This is a genomic window from Brevibacterium sp. OS20, assembly GCF_056837565.1.
In genome coordinates this window covers 1,840,427-1,856,111 of the sequence record NZ_CM166367.1, presented here as the reverse complement: position 1 = coordinate 1,856,111, position 15,685 = coordinate 1,840,427, and the positions used below count along the sequence as shown (strand labels likewise).

Annotated in this window: 16 protein-coding genes; all 16 read right to left on the bottom strand. The window is 63.6% G+C overall.

The window, feature by feature from the left end:
• Nucleotides 1-224 precede the first annotated feature (224 nt).
• The 16 genes from murA to rho all read right to left on the bottom strand — a co-directional run bounded on the left by murA (nt 225) and on the right by rho (nt 15,490).
• Complete coding sequence (gene murA / locus ACVZTU_RS08230) at nt 225-1,538, bottom strand: UDP-N-acetylglucosamine 1-carboxyvinyltransferase (protein WP_482401700.1); 1,314 nt, start codon at nt 1,536-1,538, stop codon at nt 225-227.
• Nucleotides 1,538-2,005, bottom strand: coding sequence for a DUF2550 domain-containing protein (locus ACVZTU_RS08225; protein WP_025776910.1), 468 nt, complete (start codon nt 2,003-2,005; stop codon nt 1,538-1,540). Before ACVZTU_RS08225 ends, murA begins: the two co-directional genes overlap by 1 nt.
• A gap of 22 nt (nt 2,006-2,027) precedes the next feature.
• Nucleotides 2,028-2,288: a F0F1 ATP synthase subunit epsilon gene (locus ACVZTU_RS08220; protein ID WP_101545515.1), complete on the bottom strand. Its 261-nt coding sequence runs from the start codon at nt 2,286-2,288 to the stop codon at nt 2,028-2,030.
• Nucleotides 2,289-2,291: 3 nt separating this feature from the next.
• Nucleotides 2,292-3,740, bottom strand: coding sequence for a F0F1 ATP synthase subunit beta (gene atpD, locus ACVZTU_RS08215; protein ID WP_139466985.1), 1,449 nt, complete (start codon nt 3,738-3,740; stop codon nt 2,292-2,294).
• Between the two features lie 26 nt (nt 3,741-3,766).
• Nucleotides 3,767-4,699: a F0F1 ATP synthase subunit gamma gene (locus tag ACVZTU_RS08210; RefSeq protein ID WP_139466984.1), complete on the bottom strand. Its 933-nt coding sequence runs from the start codon at nt 4,697-4,699 to the stop codon at nt 3,767-3,769.
• A gap of 31 nt (nt 4,700-4,730) precedes the next feature.
• Nucleotides 4,731-6,365, bottom strand: coding sequence for a F0F1 ATP synthase subunit alpha (gene atpA / locus ACVZTU_RS08205; RefSeq protein ID WP_482401699.1), 1,635 nt, complete (start codon nt 6,363-6,365; stop codon nt 4,731-4,733).
• A gap of 81 nt (nt 6,366-6,446) precedes the next feature.
• Nucleotides 6,447-7,253, bottom strand: coding sequence for a F0F1 ATP synthase subunit delta (locus ACVZTU_RS08200; protein WP_420095677.1), 807 nt, complete (start codon nt 7,251-7,253; stop codon nt 6,447-6,449).
• Nucleotides 7,253-7,804 (bottom strand): F0F1 ATP synthase subunit B, encoded by a 552-nt coding sequence (locus ACVZTU_RS08195; protein WP_039210678.1) that lies wholly within the window; start codon nt 7,802-7,804, stop codon nt 7,253-7,255. The genes ACVZTU_RS08200 and ACVZTU_RS08195 overlap by 1 nt, the downstream gene beginning before the upstream one ends.
• Nucleotides 7,805-7,823: 19 nt before the next feature.
• Nucleotides 7,824-8,054 carry a F0F1 ATP synthase subunit C gene (gene atpE / locus ACVZTU_RS08190; protein ID WP_139907920.1) on the bottom strand — a complete coding sequence of 77 codons (231 nt, stop codon included), beginning with the start codon at nt 8,052-8,054 and terminating at the stop codon, nt 7,824-7,826.
• An 80-nt stretch (nt 8,055-8,134) separates the two neighbouring features.
• Complete coding sequence (atpB, locus tag ACVZTU_RS08185) at nt 8,135-8,881, bottom strand: F0F1 ATP synthase subunit A (RefSeq protein ID WP_039211199.1); 747 nt, start codon at nt 8,879-8,881, stop codon at nt 8,135-8,137.
• A gap of 327 nt (nt 8,882-9,208) precedes the next feature.
• On the bottom strand, nt 9,209-9,655 hold the full coding sequence (locus ACVZTU_RS08180; RefSeq protein ID WP_482401698.1) for a Cg1360 family ATP-synthase-associated protein: 447 nt from the start codon (nt 9,653-9,655) through the stop codon (nt 9,209-9,211).
• Nucleotides 9,652-10,761, bottom strand: a complete 1,110-nt coding sequence (locus ACVZTU_RS08175; protein WP_181270442.1) for an MraY family glycosyltransferase — start codon at nt 10,759-10,761, stop codon at nt 9,652-9,654. Before ACVZTU_RS08175 ends, ACVZTU_RS08180 begins: the two co-directional genes overlap by 4 nt.
• Nucleotides 10,762-11,412, bottom strand: coding sequence for an L-threonylcarbamoyladenylate synthase (locus ACVZTU_RS08170; protein ID WP_482401697.1), 651 nt, complete (start codon nt 11,410-11,412; stop codon nt 10,762-10,764).
• A gap of 77 nt (nt 11,413-11,489) precedes the next feature.
• On the bottom strand, nt 11,490-12,416 hold the full coding sequence (gene prmC, locus ACVZTU_RS08165; RefSeq protein WP_482401746.1) for a peptide chain release factor N(5)-glutamine methyltransferase: 927 nt from the start codon (nt 12,414-12,416) through the stop codon (nt 11,490-11,492).
• A 1-nt stretch (nt 12,417) separates the two neighbouring features.
• Entirely contained in the window at nt 12,418-13,494 is a 1,077-nt protein-coding gene (gene prfA / locus ACVZTU_RS08160; protein WP_482401696.1) for a peptide chain release factor 1, read from the bottom strand.
• A gap of 1 nt (nt 13,495) precedes the next feature.
• Nucleotides 13,496-15,490 (bottom strand): transcription termination factor Rho, encoded by a 1,995-nt coding sequence (rho, locus tag ACVZTU_RS08155; RefSeq protein ID WP_482401695.1) that lies wholly within the window; start codon nt 15,488-15,490, stop codon nt 13,496-13,498.
• Between the last annotated feature and the right edge of the window lie 195 nt (nt 15,491-15,685).

Here is a 15,685-nt window from a genome sequence, read left to right as displayed (position 1 = left end):
CACGCTGGCCCTCGAACGGCGGTCGGCCGCAGTCGCCGTTCAAGGCGAAGCGCGAATTCCGCGCCGTCTACCGATCGACAAACGAGGGCGACCTTGAACGAGAGAGCGAACCTCGGACAGACGGGGGCCCGCTTGAATGAGTACGACGACTACCGAAAACCGAGGACTTGCACGAACGAGGCATCTCCTGACAGCCAAGATCCGCGGAGTTCGTCGAGTGAGTTCTAGTCGAAGCTGAGGACGTCGCGCTTCTCGACGCGTTCGATGTCGACACCGAGGGCGCGAAGATTGTCGACGAAGTTCTCGTAGCCGCGTTCGATGTGATCGATTCCCGATACCTCGGTCACTCCCCCGGCCCGGAGGGCGGCCATGACCAGGCCCGCTCCCGCGCGGATATCGGAAGCTTCGACTTCGGCACCGGAAAGACTCTCGCTGCCGGTGACGAGTGCGTGGTTGCCGTCGATGCGGACCTTCGCGCCGAGGCGGGCGATCTCCTGCACGAAGCGCCAGCGCGCTTCGAACAGATTCTCAGACAGCAGACCGATTCCGTCGGACACTGAGTTCAATGCGATGACGAACGGCTGCAGATCCGTCGGGAATCCCGGGAACGGCATGGTGGCCACCCGGATGGCATGAGGACGCGGAGCGCCGATGACGCGGAATCCCTTGCCCCGCGTTCCGTCACCGAGGATGATCTCACCGAGGTCTTCCACCGTGGCGCCCGAATCCCGAAGCTTCATACCGATATTGGGCATGATGTCGAGTCCGACTCCGCGTACGGTCACATCGCCCCCGCTCAATGCGGCGCCGAAGGCGAAGGTTCCGGCGACGATGCGGTCGCCGACGGTGCGGTGGGTGACCGGCTGCAGCGATTCGACACCGGTGATGGTGAGGTCAGAGGTGCCGATCCCCTCGATCTGCGCCCCCATCTCGACGAGCATCGTGCAGATGTCGACGATCTCGGGTTCGCGCGCGGCGTTGGCGATGGTCGTGGTGCCATGGGCGAGAGTTGCCGCCATGACGAGGTTCTCGGTGGCTCCGACGGAGGGGAATTCGAGGACGATCTCGGTACCGCGCAGACCCGTCGGAGCCTCTGCGACGAAATAGCCGTGGTCGAGGTGGACGACAGCGCCCAGGGCCTCGAGACCGGCCTGATGCATGTCGAGTCCCCGGGATCCGATGGCGTCACCACCGGGAAGAGCCACATGTGCGGCACGCATCCGTGCGGTCAGTGGGCCGAGGACGGAGATCGAGGCCCGCATTGCGCGGACGAGTTCGTAGTCGGCTTGGATGCCGACTTCGGCGGGGACGTCGATGCTCACGACGCCGTCTTCGGCGTCATAGTCGACCTCGCAGCCGAGGCGGACGAGCAGTTCGACCATGATCCGCACGTCGAGGATGGCCGGGACGTTGGTGATGGTCGTGCGCCCCACGGCGAGGAGACTCGCCGCCATGAGTTTGAGGACGCTGTTCTTGGCGCCTCTGACGTCGATGGTTCCCGCCAGCTGTGCGGGCCCGGTCAAGCGGAAGACATCCATTAAGTGAAACGTCCCATCGTCGGATTGAAGCCAGGAGGTGATGATTCGAGCCACGAAGCCATCGTGGACAGGGATTCGGTGTCCATTGCCAGAGACACGGAACGCGGACGACCGTCCGCCTTGCCGTACGAGCAGTCGACGACGACCGCTTCGGGCAGAACAGAGTACTGCTCTCCTGAGGTGGGTTTGCGTCGGACGAGGATGTCGAGATCCGCGCGCGGCAATCGGAACGCGGCGCGCCGGGTCAGTGCGAAGACCGGGTACCAGTCCAGGGAGGTGACCGAGAACACGGCCACGCCCAGACGCCAACGTGGGCGAGAAGAATACTCCTCGCCCACGTTGATGGAACAGTCAAAGGCACCCGAGAGCTTCGAGATCGACCTGCGTCGGATCGTGACGACCACGATCAGAGCAAGCGCGAGTCCTACCAACGAGAGCAGAACGATCAGCAGGACAGAAGGGTTCACGGTTGCCAGTGTAACCTGCGGATCAGAGAAGTTCGGCCTGATCAGCGGCAATGATCACACGGTTGTTCTCCACGGAGAGGAATCCGCCATCGGCTTTGACCCTGATGGTGTCCTCTCCCGGGGTGAGAATCCGTGCTTCGCCGTCGGCGACGACACCCAGCACGGGCTCGTGGCCCGGCAGGATGCCGATCTCGCCGTCGAGGGTACGGGCGATGACGCGCTTGGCCTCACCGACCCATACCTCGCGATCAGCAGCCACGACATTCACTTCGAGTGTCGCCATGGCTTACTTCTGCATCTCTTCGTAGTTGCGCATGACATCGTCAAGGCCACCGACGTTGAAGAATGCCTGCTCCGGGATGTGATCGACTTCGCCCGAGCAGATCTTCGAGAAGCCTTCGATCGTGTCGGCCAGCGGCACGGTCGAACCGGGAACCTGAGTGAACTTCTCAGCGGTGTAGGTGTTCTGCGACAGGAACTGCTCGATGCGACGTGCACGGTGAACGACGAGCTTGTCCTCTTCGCCGAGTTCATCGACACCGAGGATGGCGATGATGTCCTGCAGCTCCTTGTTCTTCTGCAGAATCGCCTTGACCTCGTTGGCCACGCGGTAGTGCTCGTCACCGACGATCAGAGGATCGAGGATGCGCGAAGACGATGCGAGCGGGTCGATCGCCGGGTACAGACCGCGCGAAGCGATGTCACGGCTGAGCTCCGTGGTCGCGTCAAGGTGGGCGAATGTCGTCGCAGGCGCCGGGTCGGTGTAGTCATCAGCGGGAACGTAGATCGCCTGCATCGACGTGATCGAGTGACCACGCGTCGAGGTGATGCGCTCCTGCAGCAGACCCATCTCGTCAGCCAGGTTGGGCTGGTAGCCCACGGCCGAGGGCATGCGACCCAGCAGGGTCGAGACCTCGGAACCGGCCTGGGTGAAGCGGAAGATGTTGTCGATGAACAGCAGCACGTCCTGGTTCTGCACATCGCGGAAGTACTCCGCCATGGTCAGCGCCGACAGCGCCACACGCAGACGGGTGCCTGGCGGCTCGTCCATCTGGCCGAACACCAGCGCGGTGTCCTTGAAGACTCCTGCCTCATCCATTTCCATGATGAGGTCGTTGCCCTCACGGGTACGCTCGCCCACACCGGCGAACACCGAGGTGCCCGAGTGGTTGTGAGCGATACGGAAGATCATCTCCTGGATGAGCACGGTCTTGCCGACACCGGCGCCGCCGAACAGACCGATCTTGCCACCCTGGACATAGGGGGTCAGGAGGTCGATGCTCTTGATGCCGACTTCGAGGATCTCGGTCTTGGACTCGAGCTCGTCGAAGGCCGGAGCCGGACGGTGGATGGGCCACCGCTCGGAGATCTCCAGCTCCTCGCCGTCGGCGAGGTTGAGGCAGTCACCGGTGGTGTTCCACACGTGGTGCTTGGTCACGTCTCCGACGGGAACGGAGATCGGTGCGCCGCTGTCGACGACTTCCTGTCCCCGGACAAGTCCGTCGGTCGGCTGCAGCGACACTGCGCGGACAAGTCCGTTGCCCAGGTGAAGCGCGACCTCGAAGGTCAGCTTCCGGGTTCCTTCGGACAGTTCCACCGACGCGGTCAGTGCGTTGTAGATCTCGGGCACGGAGTCGAGCGGGAACTCGATGTCGACAACCGGGCCGATGACTCGGGAAATCCGGCCGAGGGCAGTGCCCTGTGCCGGAGAGGTTTCCGTTGCTGTGGCAGTCATGGTCTCTTTCTCTCTGCTCTCGCCGGTCAGTCGCCGGCTGCCGATGCCGCGAGGGCATCCGCCCCACCGACGATCTCGGTGAGTTCCTGGGTGATTTCCGCCTGGCGAGCCGTATTGGCCAACCGGGTGTAGGTCTTGATGAGATCATCCGCGTTGTCCGTGGCTGTCTTCATCGCCGCCTGTCGCGAGGCCTGCTCGGATGCTGCTGCGCTGAGCAGCGCCGACAGAATGCGCGAATCGATGTATCGCGGCAACAGTGCGTCGAGCACAGCCTCCGCACTCGGTTCGAACTCATAGAGCGGAAACGCGGGTGCGTCGGACGATTCCCCAGCCTGTCCGCCGGTCGATGCCTCTTCGGCGTCGACGACCTCCAGCGGAAGCAGTCGCCGGTATTCCGGGTCATGCGTGACGCTGGAGACGAAACGGGTGAAGACGATGTAGATCTCGTCGATCCCTGAGTCAGCCGACTCCGGGTCGAAGTTCTCCAACAGCGCCTCGCCGATCTCGCGTGCGTGTTCGGCCAGCGGATTCTCGGAGATGCCTGTCCAGGACTTCTCGATCTTGCGATCGCGGAAGGTGTAGTAGTTCTTGGCCTTGCTGCCGATCGTGAACAGGTCGACGCTCTTGCCCTCGTTGCGCAGCAGCCGAATGAGTTCCTCGGCTTCGCGCAGCAGGTTCGCCGAATAGGCACCGGCGAATCCGCGGTCGGGTCCGATCACGAGGACGGCAGCGTGCTTGACGTTGTCCGACTCCGTGGTGAGAACGTGGTCGACGTTCGACTCGCTGGCCACTGCCGACACGGCCCGGGTCAGGGCGTTCGCGTACGGGCTTGCGGCCTGCGAGCGGGCAATGGCCTTCTGAATCCGCGAAGCAGCGATGAGCTCCATCGCCTTGAAGATCTTCCTCAAGGACTGAGTCGAGCGGATCTTCTGTTTGAAGACCCTCTGCTGGGCTCCCATCAGTTCTTCCTTTCGCCGTTACGGAACAGGTTCAACGCTTCTGCCGAACGATCTGCTCCTGCTCGACCTCGTCGGAGGACGCGGCTGCGGTGTCTTCGCTGCCGGCCTTCGAACCGCTCTGGTCCGAGCTGGCGAAGTTCTTGGTGAACTCGGCCAGGACGCTCTTCAGCTCTTCGGTCGTGTCGTCGTCGAGCTTCAGCGTCTCACGGATGGTCGTGAAGATACCGGTCTTGCGCTCGATGTGATCGTGCAGTTCGGACTCGTAGCGGAGCACGTCGTCGACCGGGATCTCATCGAGGTAGCCGTTGGTTCCGGCGAAGATCGACACCGTCTGCTTCTCGAACGGCATCGGGGCGTACTGACCCTGCTTGAGCAGTTCGGTCAGACGCGCGCCCCGGGCCAGATCGCGCTTGGTCGCGTCGTCGAGGTCGGATGCGAACATCGCGAAGGCTTCGAGCGAACGGTACTGGGCCAGCGAGATCTTCAGAGTGCCCGAGACTCCCTTGAGAGCCTTCGTCTGAGCCGCACCACCGACTCGAGACACGGACACACCGACGTCGACAGCAGGACGCTGACCGGCGTTGAACAGATCGGACTGCAGGAAGATCTGGCCGTCGGTGATCGAGATGACGTTGGTCGGAATGAACGCACCGACGTCGTTGGCCTTCGTCTCGATGATCGGCAGACCGGTCATCGAACCGCCGCCGAGCTCATCGGAGAGCTTGGCACAGCGTTCCAGCAGACGCGAGTGCAGGTAGAAGACGTCGCCGGGGTAGGCTTCACGGCCCGGCGGACGACGCAGAAGCAGGGATACGGCGCGGTAGGCCTCAGCCTGCTTCGACAGGTCATCGAACACGATGAGGACGTGCTTGCCGTCGTACATCCAGTGCTGACCGATAGCGGAACCGGAGTAGGGAGCCAGGTACTTGTAGCCTGCGGGGTCCGAGGCGGGCGAGGACACGATGGTCGTGTACTCGAGCGCACCGGCCTCTTCCAACGAACGGCGAACGCCGGCGATGGTCGAGCCCTTCTGGCCGACGGCCACGTAGATGCAGCGGACCTGCTTCTTCGGGTCTCCGGTCTCCCAGTTGGCCTTCTGGTTGATGATCGTGTCGATCGCCAGAGCGGTCTTACCGGTCTTGCGGTCACCGATGACCAGCTGACGCTGACCACGGCCGACGGGGATCATCGCGTCGATGCTCTTGTAGCCGGTCTGGAGCGGCTCACGCACTTCCTGGCGGTCCATAACTCCGGCGGCCTGGAGCTCGAGCTCGCGGCGGCCGACGGTCTCGATGTCGCCGAGTCCGTCGACGGGACGGCCCAACGGATCGACGACACGGCCGAGGTAGCCGTCGCCGACAGGAATCGAGAGGACCTCGCCGGTGCGGTACACGTTCTGCTCTTCGGCGATTCCGGAGAACTCACCGAGGATGACGACGCCGATCTCGCGTTCGTCGAGGTTCTGTGCCAGGCCCAGCGTGCCGTCTTCGAACCGCAGGAGTTCGTTGGCCATGGTGCCGGGCAGGCCCGAAACGTGAGCGATACCGTCACCAGCGGTGACGACCTTGCCGACCTCGGTCTTTTCCGAGCTCTCCGGGTTGTACGAATCAACGAACTTCCCGAGAGCGTCCCGGATCTCTTCCGGGCGAATTGTCAGTTCCGCCATCTGGTTTCCCTGCTTCCTTTACTCAAATCTTGCGTCCGACGACCGGTGGGCCGCCGATGCCGGAGAAGCCGGCCACTAGTGTCAACCTGCGAGCTTGCGCTGCACATCGGCCAGTCGATCGGCCACGGTCGAGTTCATCATCTCGTCGCCGACCTGCACCCGGACTCCCCCGAGAACATCGGGGTCGACCTGGACATTGAGGACGAGTTCGCGACCATAGCTGGCCGACAATGCCGCCTGCAGCCTTTCGGTCTGCGACTCGCTCAGAGGTCTGGCGACGGTGACGTCCGCAACCGACCGCTGCTGGCGGGCGGCGAGGATATCGCTGTACTGGTCGAGCGCCTTCGCCACGCGGAGTCCGCGCGGGTGCAGAGCTGCCTGTTCGACCAGCTTGATGGTGTCTGGCTGTGCCTTGCCGGTGAGCAGGTCGGAGACGAGAGCGCGCTTGCTCTCATCGGTGGCCTGCGAATCAAGCGCGCGGGACAGCTCGTGGTTGGATTCAAGCAGACGCGCGAAGCGGAAGATCTCCTCTTCGACCTGCCCCAGCTTCCCGTCTGCCTGTGCGGCAGCGGCGATCGCAGTCACACCGGCGACTTCGAGACTGGTGACGAGGTCCTGGGTCCGCGCCCAACGATGACCGACGGCCTTGTCGCTGATACGCAGAACCGCATCCGTGATCCGAGTCGAGAACAGAGTCCGCAGCAGCTGCTGCTTCCTCTCGGCCGACTCGGAGGAGTCTGCCAGAGCCTTGCGCAGTCCGACATTCTCGGCGAGGACGCCGACGAGTGCCAGAGTCTCCTCACCGATCTGTCGGGGGTCTCCCCCGGAGATCTCGGAATTCGCGGTCTCGAGGACGGCCTGCAGGGACAATCTGCTCGACTGGAGCATCACGCCCCCTTGACCGGCTGCGCGGACGAGTTGGACTCGAGATCGGAGATGAAGCGATCAACCACATTGGCCGAACGCTGGTCATCGGTGAGTGATTCACCGACGATGCGCGATGCCAGGTCCGTGGCAAGAGTGCCGACCTCGGAACGCAGCTGCACCATGGCGGACTGACGTTCGGCGTCGATCTGGGTCTGTGCCTGAGCGATGATGCGATCAGCCTCGGAGTGAGCCTGGGCCTTCATGTCGGCGATGATCTGGGCGCCTTCTTCCTGAGCCTCGGCGCGCAGTCGTGCAGCTTCGGCACGACCGTCGGCGAGCTGCTTCTGATACTCGGCCAGAGCCTGATCGGCTTCGGCCTGCACCTTCTCGGCCTTCTCAATTCCACCCTGGATGCGCTCAGCGCGCTCGTCGAGGGTCTTGTTGAAGGCGGGAAGGACGTACTTCCAGACAACCAGGAAGACGATCAGCAGACAGACGGCACTCCAGACGATGTCGTACAGCGCCGGGAGAAGCGGGTTCTCCGCGGAGGCGACGATGTTTACCGGAGTCATCTTTCAGTCCTCTTCGAGATCAGGGCAGGAAGAACGGGGTGGCGATACCGATGAGGGCCAGGGCCTCGATCAGAGCGATACCGAGGAACATGTTTCCGCGCAGGGCGCCGGCCATTTCGGGCTGACGGGCGGTTCCCTCGATGGTCTTGCCGATGACGATGCCGACACCGACACCGGGGCCGATTGCGGCGAGGCCGTAGCCGATGGTGCTGAGGCTACCGGTGATCTCAACTGCAGCGAGCGTATCCATAGGATGCTTTTCCTTTCATATGGCAGCCGGGTGGTTGGCCCGGCTTTGTAACACTAGGGGGTTACAGACTGGGTGCGATCTCAGTGTTCGTCCGAGATCGCGGCATTGATGTACACACAGGACAGAAGAGCGAAGATGTAGGCCTGCAGCACGACGATGAGCATCTCGAGAATGAAGACGAACATGCCGCCGGCGAAGGTGACGATGCCGAAGAACTGGAATCCGTTGGCGGCGTCGAAGAGGAAGAAGCTCGTAGCGGAGAAGCAGAGGACGAGCAGGAGGTGGCCGACCATCATGTTCGCGAAGAGTCGGATCGCCAGAGTGAACGGCTGGGTGACGAACTTGGTGATGAACTCGATCGGGATGAGCAGGATGTGCATCGCCGGCGGGACGCCGGGCAGGATGAGCGAATCCTTCAGGTAGCGGCCGAGGCCCTTCTCCGCGATGCCGGCCCAGTGGTAGGTCACATAGACCACGAGGGTCAGCACGATCGGCATACCGATGACGCCGGTTCCCGGCATATTGAGGAACGGAATGAGCTTCGTCACGTTCCAGAAGAGGATACCGAAGAAGATCGCCACAATGAGCGGCATGAACTTCTTGGCTTTCTCCTTGCCCATCGTGTCTTCGGCGATGCCGACGGTCACGAATTCCATGGCGAGCTCCATGCTCGACTGGAAGCGGGACGGGATGAGCTTCATGCGCTTGGCCCAGACGGCCAGCAGCACAACGACGGCGACGGTGGCGATGATGCGGATGAGCATCACGCGGTTCATTTCGAACGGTGTGCCCTCAAAGAGGAACGAGGCTGGAAAGAATTCAGCCATCGACGGTGCGTGGAAGCCGCCTTCTGCAGCACTGACTGTTGTGTTCGCGGCGTTGAGTGTTCCCACGTTTTTACTACTCTCCCATGGTCAAGGGCCCTGATGGCCTGGCCTTGGCCCCGCACTGAAGGCGAGGCTTGAGGTTCAGGAGCGACAAAGGGCGAAGATCCGCCCAAGCACCGGGTCTACTCTACCAACTGTAGAGAGTGACCGACAAATTCATCAGGCTTCTCTGTGCAATTTCTGTCAACGATTTTATACGACACGTCATTCGTCTTGCGCCTCGCCCCACGACGCGTCTCAAATGGGAGCGAGGATTGGTCTCCCCGACTAATTCGCCTCCGGATCGACATAGGGAACCCGTCCCTTGACCACGGTGATCGCCTCGACGAGCGAGGAGCCGATCACTGCGACGACGATCGTGAAGAAGGCGACCGTTCCGTCGAGCCAGGTGGCGTCCTTGATGCGCCAGATGACGATCATGAAGATGAAGGCCTTGAAGAGGAAACCGATGCCGAGGAACCCGGCGATCGCGGTCAGCCCCATGTTCCGTCCGACGTACATGACGACGAGGGTGATGATGATGAAGACCGCGGCCAGTCCCCCGCCGACGGCCCCGCCGACGAATCCCGTCATCCCCGAGACCAGCCAGCCGATGCCCATGCCGAGGGCCGCGACGACAAGGACGAGGATGATGCCCCGGATGAGCAGCGTCCTCCAGACGCGGGTCCAAGCTGCTTCGACTTCGGTCTCTCGGCGCGGTGTCGGATCGGTCACGAGATTTCCTCTCTGGCTTTCTGACGCATGCGAAGGGGATAGAAGGTGAAGATCAGGGTGATGGCAGCGAGGCCGCCGATGACGCAGGCCGAGAACAGCCAGCCCTTGAACAGGAGCAGCACCGATCCGAAGGCGATGAGCGCCGTCCAGGTATAGAGGATGAGCACCGCACGCGCGTGGGAATGTCCCAGACGCAGCATCCGGTGGTGGAGGTGTTTGGCATCGGCGGAGAACGGAGACTGTCCGGCACGCAGCCTGCGCACCACGGCCAGTCCGAGGTCGAGCAGCGGCAGGAACATCACGGCCACAGGCAGGATGATCGGCATGAATGTGGCGAACGCTCGCTCTTGGCCGATCAGCGCCGGGTCGACCTGGCCGGTGACCCTGATCGTCGAGGCGGCGAGCAGCAGGCCGATGAGCATCGACCCGGAGTCGCCCATGAAGATCCTCGCCGGATTGAAATTGTGCGGGAGGAAACCGAGGCAGGCGCCGACGAGGATCGCAATGATGAGCGAGGCGAGGTTCGCATACGACTCCGGTGAAGCGTCACGAGCGAGCCAGTAGGAGTAGATGAAGAAGGCGCTGCCGCCGATGGCGACGACGCCCGCGGCAAGACCGTCGAGTCCGTCGACGAAGTTCACCGCGTTGATGGTCACGAGGACGACGAGGACAGTGACGATGATCGACATCCGCGGCGAGCCGATGATGACTCCGCCGAAGGGGATCGACAGCAGCGCCACTCCCTTGATCGCCATGAAGCCTGCGGCGAGAGCCTGGCCCGCGAGTTTCGCCATCCAGTGGAGGTCCCAGATGTCGTCGATGACTCCGAGCAGACACAGCAGGCCGGCGGCTCCGGCGATTCCGATGATCGGGCCCAATTCGACGAAGATCCGATTGAGGAAGGGCATCTGGGAGGCGAAGATGAGGCCGGCCAGAAGCCCGCCGAACATCGCGACTCCGCCCAGCCTCGGTGTCGGAACGGAATGGACGTCGCGGTCACGCAGCGGTGAGAAGATCTTTCCTCGTTCGGCCACCCGCTTGACCATTGGAGTCAGCAGGTACGCCACGAGGGCGGAGACGACGAGGATGAAGAGGTAGGCGCGCACTCAGCCGTCCAGGTCGATGAGTTCGGGGACGATTTCGCGCAGGTCCTCGGCGGTGATCGGACCGCGGCGCAGGATGCGGGGCACGTCGCCGCTGAGGTCGATGATCGTCGAGGACAGCCCCGACTCCCGCACTCCCCCGTCGACGTAGATGTCGACATCGTCGCCGAGCATCTCCTGCGCTTCGTCGGCGGTCCTGGCGGCGGGCTGTCCGGAGATGTTCGCACTCGACACGGCCAGAGGCCCGGTGCGGCCGAGCAGGGCCAGCGCCGACTCGTCGCCGGGCATGCGCACGGCCACGGTTCCGTGGGTATCGCCGAGGTCCCAGTCGAGGGAGGGCTGAGCGTTCGCGATGATCGTCAGCGGTCCGGGCCAGAATTTCGCGGTCAGTGCCAGCACGGTCTCATCGACCCCGTCGACGAGCCCGAAGATGGTCTCCGCGCGTGGGACGAGAACCGGAGGCGGCATGTCCCGTCCCCGGCCCTTGGCCGCGAGCAGAGCCGCAACGGCCGATGCGCTGAAGGCATCGGCGGCGATCCCGTAGACCGTATCGGTGGGGATGACGAGCAGGTTGCCTGTGTCGACGACTCGCGCGCACTCGTCGAAGACGAGTTCACGGATCTCTTCTTGGCTGACGTCGAATCGTCTCGACACGAGTTCTCCGTTTCGAATGTTCGGGTTGTGGTTTCGGTACTGGGCAGTACGCGGCGGGAATTCGTCTCCGAGATCCCCTACGCCTCACGGCGCGCCACTGTATAGCGGTCGCGTCCAGTGTAGTCCTGGAATGTGGCGGCATGTCTCAGACTGGCCGTGGCCTCCAGGAGTTCCCGTGCCCCTTCGCCCTGTTCCTCGCTGTGTTCCATGAGAAAGAGTCCGCCTGATCTCAGCAGCTGCTCGGCTTGACTGATGATGAGTCCCGGAATCTCCAAACCCGAATCCCCGCCGTAGAGCGCGGCCGCGGGATCGTGTTCGGCGACCTCCGGGTCCCGCGGCACGGCGGAATCGGGAACATAGGGCGGGTTCGTCACCACGATGTCGGCACGCCCGCACAGATCCGGCCGAGCCTTCGTGATCGTCGTCGCATCACCGGAGATGAACTCGACCGTCGACTCGCCGAGGCGGCACTGCTCGAGGTTCTTCAGAGACCATTCCAGGGCCGCGGATTCGCGTTCGACGCCGAGGACGTCGACGCAGTCGAATTCGGTGGCAACGGAGAGGGAGATCGCTCCCGAACCGGAGCACAGGTCGATGACGAAGGGACGCCGAGCCTTGTCGTTCTCCGTCGTCGAGTCAGTTTCGGCGAGTTCGGACAGTTCGCTCAGAACGGCTCCGGCGAGCAGCTCCGTCTCCGGTCGGGGCACGAAGACTCCGGGGCCCACCTGCAGCTGCAGATGCCGGAAGTGGGCGATGCCGGTGAGATGCTGCAGCGGTGTCCGCCGCCGCCGCTGGTCACAGAGTTCGGCGAATCGAGTGCTCACCGACTCCGGCACGGGTTCGTCGAAGAGACGGCGGCGGCTCAGCGATGCCCTGTCGATCGACCATGCGTGGGCGAGCAGTTCGAGCGCATCGGCTTCGGGACTCGCTATGCCTGCTTCGGTGAGGAGCGTGGTCGCCCCGCGAAGGAGGTCGGAGACGAGAGTCGGCCTGACAGTGTCCAGGTCAGTCCCCCAGTGCGTCGAGGCGTGCGGCCTTGTCAGCGTCGCGGCAGGATCCGATGACCGGATCGAGGTCGCCGGCGAGCACCTGATCGAGATTGTAGGCCTTGTATCCGGTGCGGTGATCGGTGATCCGGTTCTCCGGAAAATTGTAGGTGCGGATGCGTTCCGAGCGATCGACGGTGCGCACCTGCGAACGACGGATGTCGGCGGCTTCCGCTGCGGCCTCTTCGGCCTGCTTGGCCAAGATCCGAGCGCGGAGCATGCGCATCGCTGCGTCTTTGTTCTGCAGCTGGGACTTCTCGTTCTGGCAGCTCGCTGTGATGCCGGTCGGCAGGTGCGTGATGCGCACAGCGGAGTCCGTGGTGTTCACGGACTGGCCGCCGGGTCCGGACGAGCGGTAGACGTCGATGCGCAGATCGTGTTCGTCCAGCTGGATCTCTTCGGGTTCATCGACTTCGGGGAAGATGAGCACCCCGGCTGCGGAGGTGTGGATGCGTCCCTGCGATTCGGTGACCGGCACCCTTTGGACACGGTGCACTCCGCCTTCGAACTTCACCCAGCCGTAGGCGCCGTCGTTCTTCGCCTTGACGGCCATGGTGACGTCCTTGTATCCGCCGAGATCCGAATGCGTGGCGTCGAGGATCTGGCTCGACCAGCCGCGCGAGTCGATCCACCGCTGGTACATCCGCAGCAGGTCACCGGCGAACAGTGCGGATTCGTCGCCGCCTTCGCCGGCTTTGATCTCGATGATGGCGTCTCGGGAGTCATCCGGGTCGCTGGGTACCAGGAGATCTTTGAGCTCACCCTCGGCCGTCTCCATCTCTGCGGACAGACGCTTGGCCTCCGCTGCGAAGTCGACGTCGTCCTCGGCCAGCTCCACGGCGGCTGCGTGGTCGGCTTCGAGTTGGGCGAAGTGCCGGGCGGCCGCGGCGACCTTGTCGAGTTCCGCGTACCGCCTGGTCAGCTTCTTGGCCCGGCCGGCGTCAGCGTGGACCGCGGGGTCGGAGAGTTCCTCCTGCACCCGGGCGTGCTCATCGAGCAGTGCGCTGACGCTGGCCGTGAGGGTGTCGTCGACCATCTCAGCTGTTGTCGGTCGACGACTTCGGCAGCGGGGTCGTCTTCTGCACCTGCATGAGGAACTCGACGTTCGAGCCGGTCTCCTTGAGCTTCGACATGAGCAGTTCGACAGCCTGCTGCTGCTCGAGGCCCGAGAGCAGTCGGCGCAGCTGCCACATGACCTTCGTCTCTTCCTTGGTCATGAGCATCTCTTCGCGGCGGGTGCTCGAGGAGTTGACGTCGATGGCCGGGAAGATGCGCTTGTCGGCAAGCTGACGGCTCAGACGCAGCTCCATGTTGCCGGTGCCCTTGAACTCTTCGAAGATGACTTCGTCCATCTTGGAGCCGGTCTCGACGAGAGCCGTGGCGAGGATGGTCAGCGAGCCGCCGCCTTCGATGTTGCGTGCAGCACCGAAGAACTTCTTCGGCGGGTAGAGCGCATTGGCGTCGACACCGCCGGAGAGGATCCGACCGGATGCAGGCTGGGCGATGTTGTAGGCACGTCCCAGGCGCGTGATGTTGTCGAGCAGCACGACGACATCGGAGCCCATCTCGACGAGACGCTTGGCGCGTTCGATGGCGAGTTCGGCGATCGTGGTGTGGTCGTCGGCCGGACGGTCGAAGGTCGAGGCGATGACTTCGCCCTTGACCGCACGCTGCATGTCCGTGACTTCCTCGGGACGTTCGTCGACGAGGACGACCATGAGGTGCGCTTCGGGGTTGTTCTCCGTGATCGCGTTGGCGATCTGCTGCATGATCGTCGTCTTGCCGGCCTTCGGAGGCGCGACGATGAGTCCGCGCTGGCCCTTGCCGATGGGGGTGATGAGATCGATGAGACGAGTCGAGTGCAGCTTCGAGGTGGTCTCGAGGCGCAGACGATCCTGCGGGTAGAGCGGAGTCAGCTTCGAGAATTCGACACGGCTGCGGGCATCGTCGACGGTGAGCCCGTTGACGGAATCGAGGCGGACGAGAGCATCGAACTTCTCGCGCTTGTTGTTCCGCTGTTCGTTCTCACGCGGCTGACGGATCGCACCGGCGACTGCGTCGCCCTTGCGCAGACCGTTCTTGCGCACCATGGATGCCGAAAGGTACACGTCGTTCGGTCCCGGCAGGTAGCCGGAGGTGCGGAGGAAGGCGTAGTTGTCGTGGACGTCGAGGATGCCGCCGACGGGGATGAGCACATCGTCGTTGCGGATGTCCGGCTCGTCGTTGCCGCGGCCGCGGCGCTTCCGGTCACGACCCCGTCCGCGGCGGTTGTTGCCGCGATCGTCATCGTCGTTGCTGCGGTTGCGACGATCGTTGCGGTCGTTGTTGCCGCCCCGGTCGTTGCGGTGGCTGCGATCGTTGCCGCCGTCCCGGTCATTGTTGCCCCGGCCGTTGCCGCCGCGGTTGTCGTCGGAGCGGTCGTTGTTCCGGCTGCGACGGTCGTTGTCGCGTCCTCCGCGGTGGTCACGGTCGGAGCGGTCCTGGTCGCCGGAGCGATCCTGGCCGCCGCGGTCGGCCGATTCCTCACCGCTGCTGTCGCTGCCCTCGGTCTGGGACTCGGAGCCCCGGGAGCGAGAACGGCTGCGGCGAGAGCGCTGACGATCCTGGTCGCCGCTGTTCTCCTCGGAGGGTGCTCCCGCCGACTGGTCCGCACCGGACTCGTTCGCCGTCGAAGACGACGAGGACTCGGAGTTCGGTTCGATGATGAGCGCCGGAGCGTCCTCGGACGCGGAAGCGGCAGAGCGACGCGAGGAGCGACGGTTCGTCGACTCCTGCTTCTTCTCGTCCTGCTTCTCCGCCGGCTTCTCGGTATTGGCGGCCGGTTCTGCGGCGGGCTTCTTCTCGGTGGGGGCGGACTTCTTCTCAGCGGATCCGCCCGAGTGGCTGTTGATGGCGTCGATCAGTTCGCTCTTGCGAAGGCGACGGTAACCCTTGATTCCCAGACCGGCAGCCATTTCCTGGAGCTGAGGCAGCCGCAGCGCTGTGAGGCTGCCTGTGCGCGGGGTGGAATCCTGAGTGGTGGTTTCAGACACGAAGGTCCTTCTCCCTCTTTCGGCCGTGCGGCATGTGCCGTTTGCTCACGGCGACGGAAACACCATTGACGGTGCGTTGTGAAAGAAAACCTGCTAAAGAATGAGCAGGAGATGTTCCAGAATGTATGACATCGGCGACGGACCTGTGAAGAACAGCGGGAAGCCGTGCCCTGTCGGAACACCTACAGTCTACTT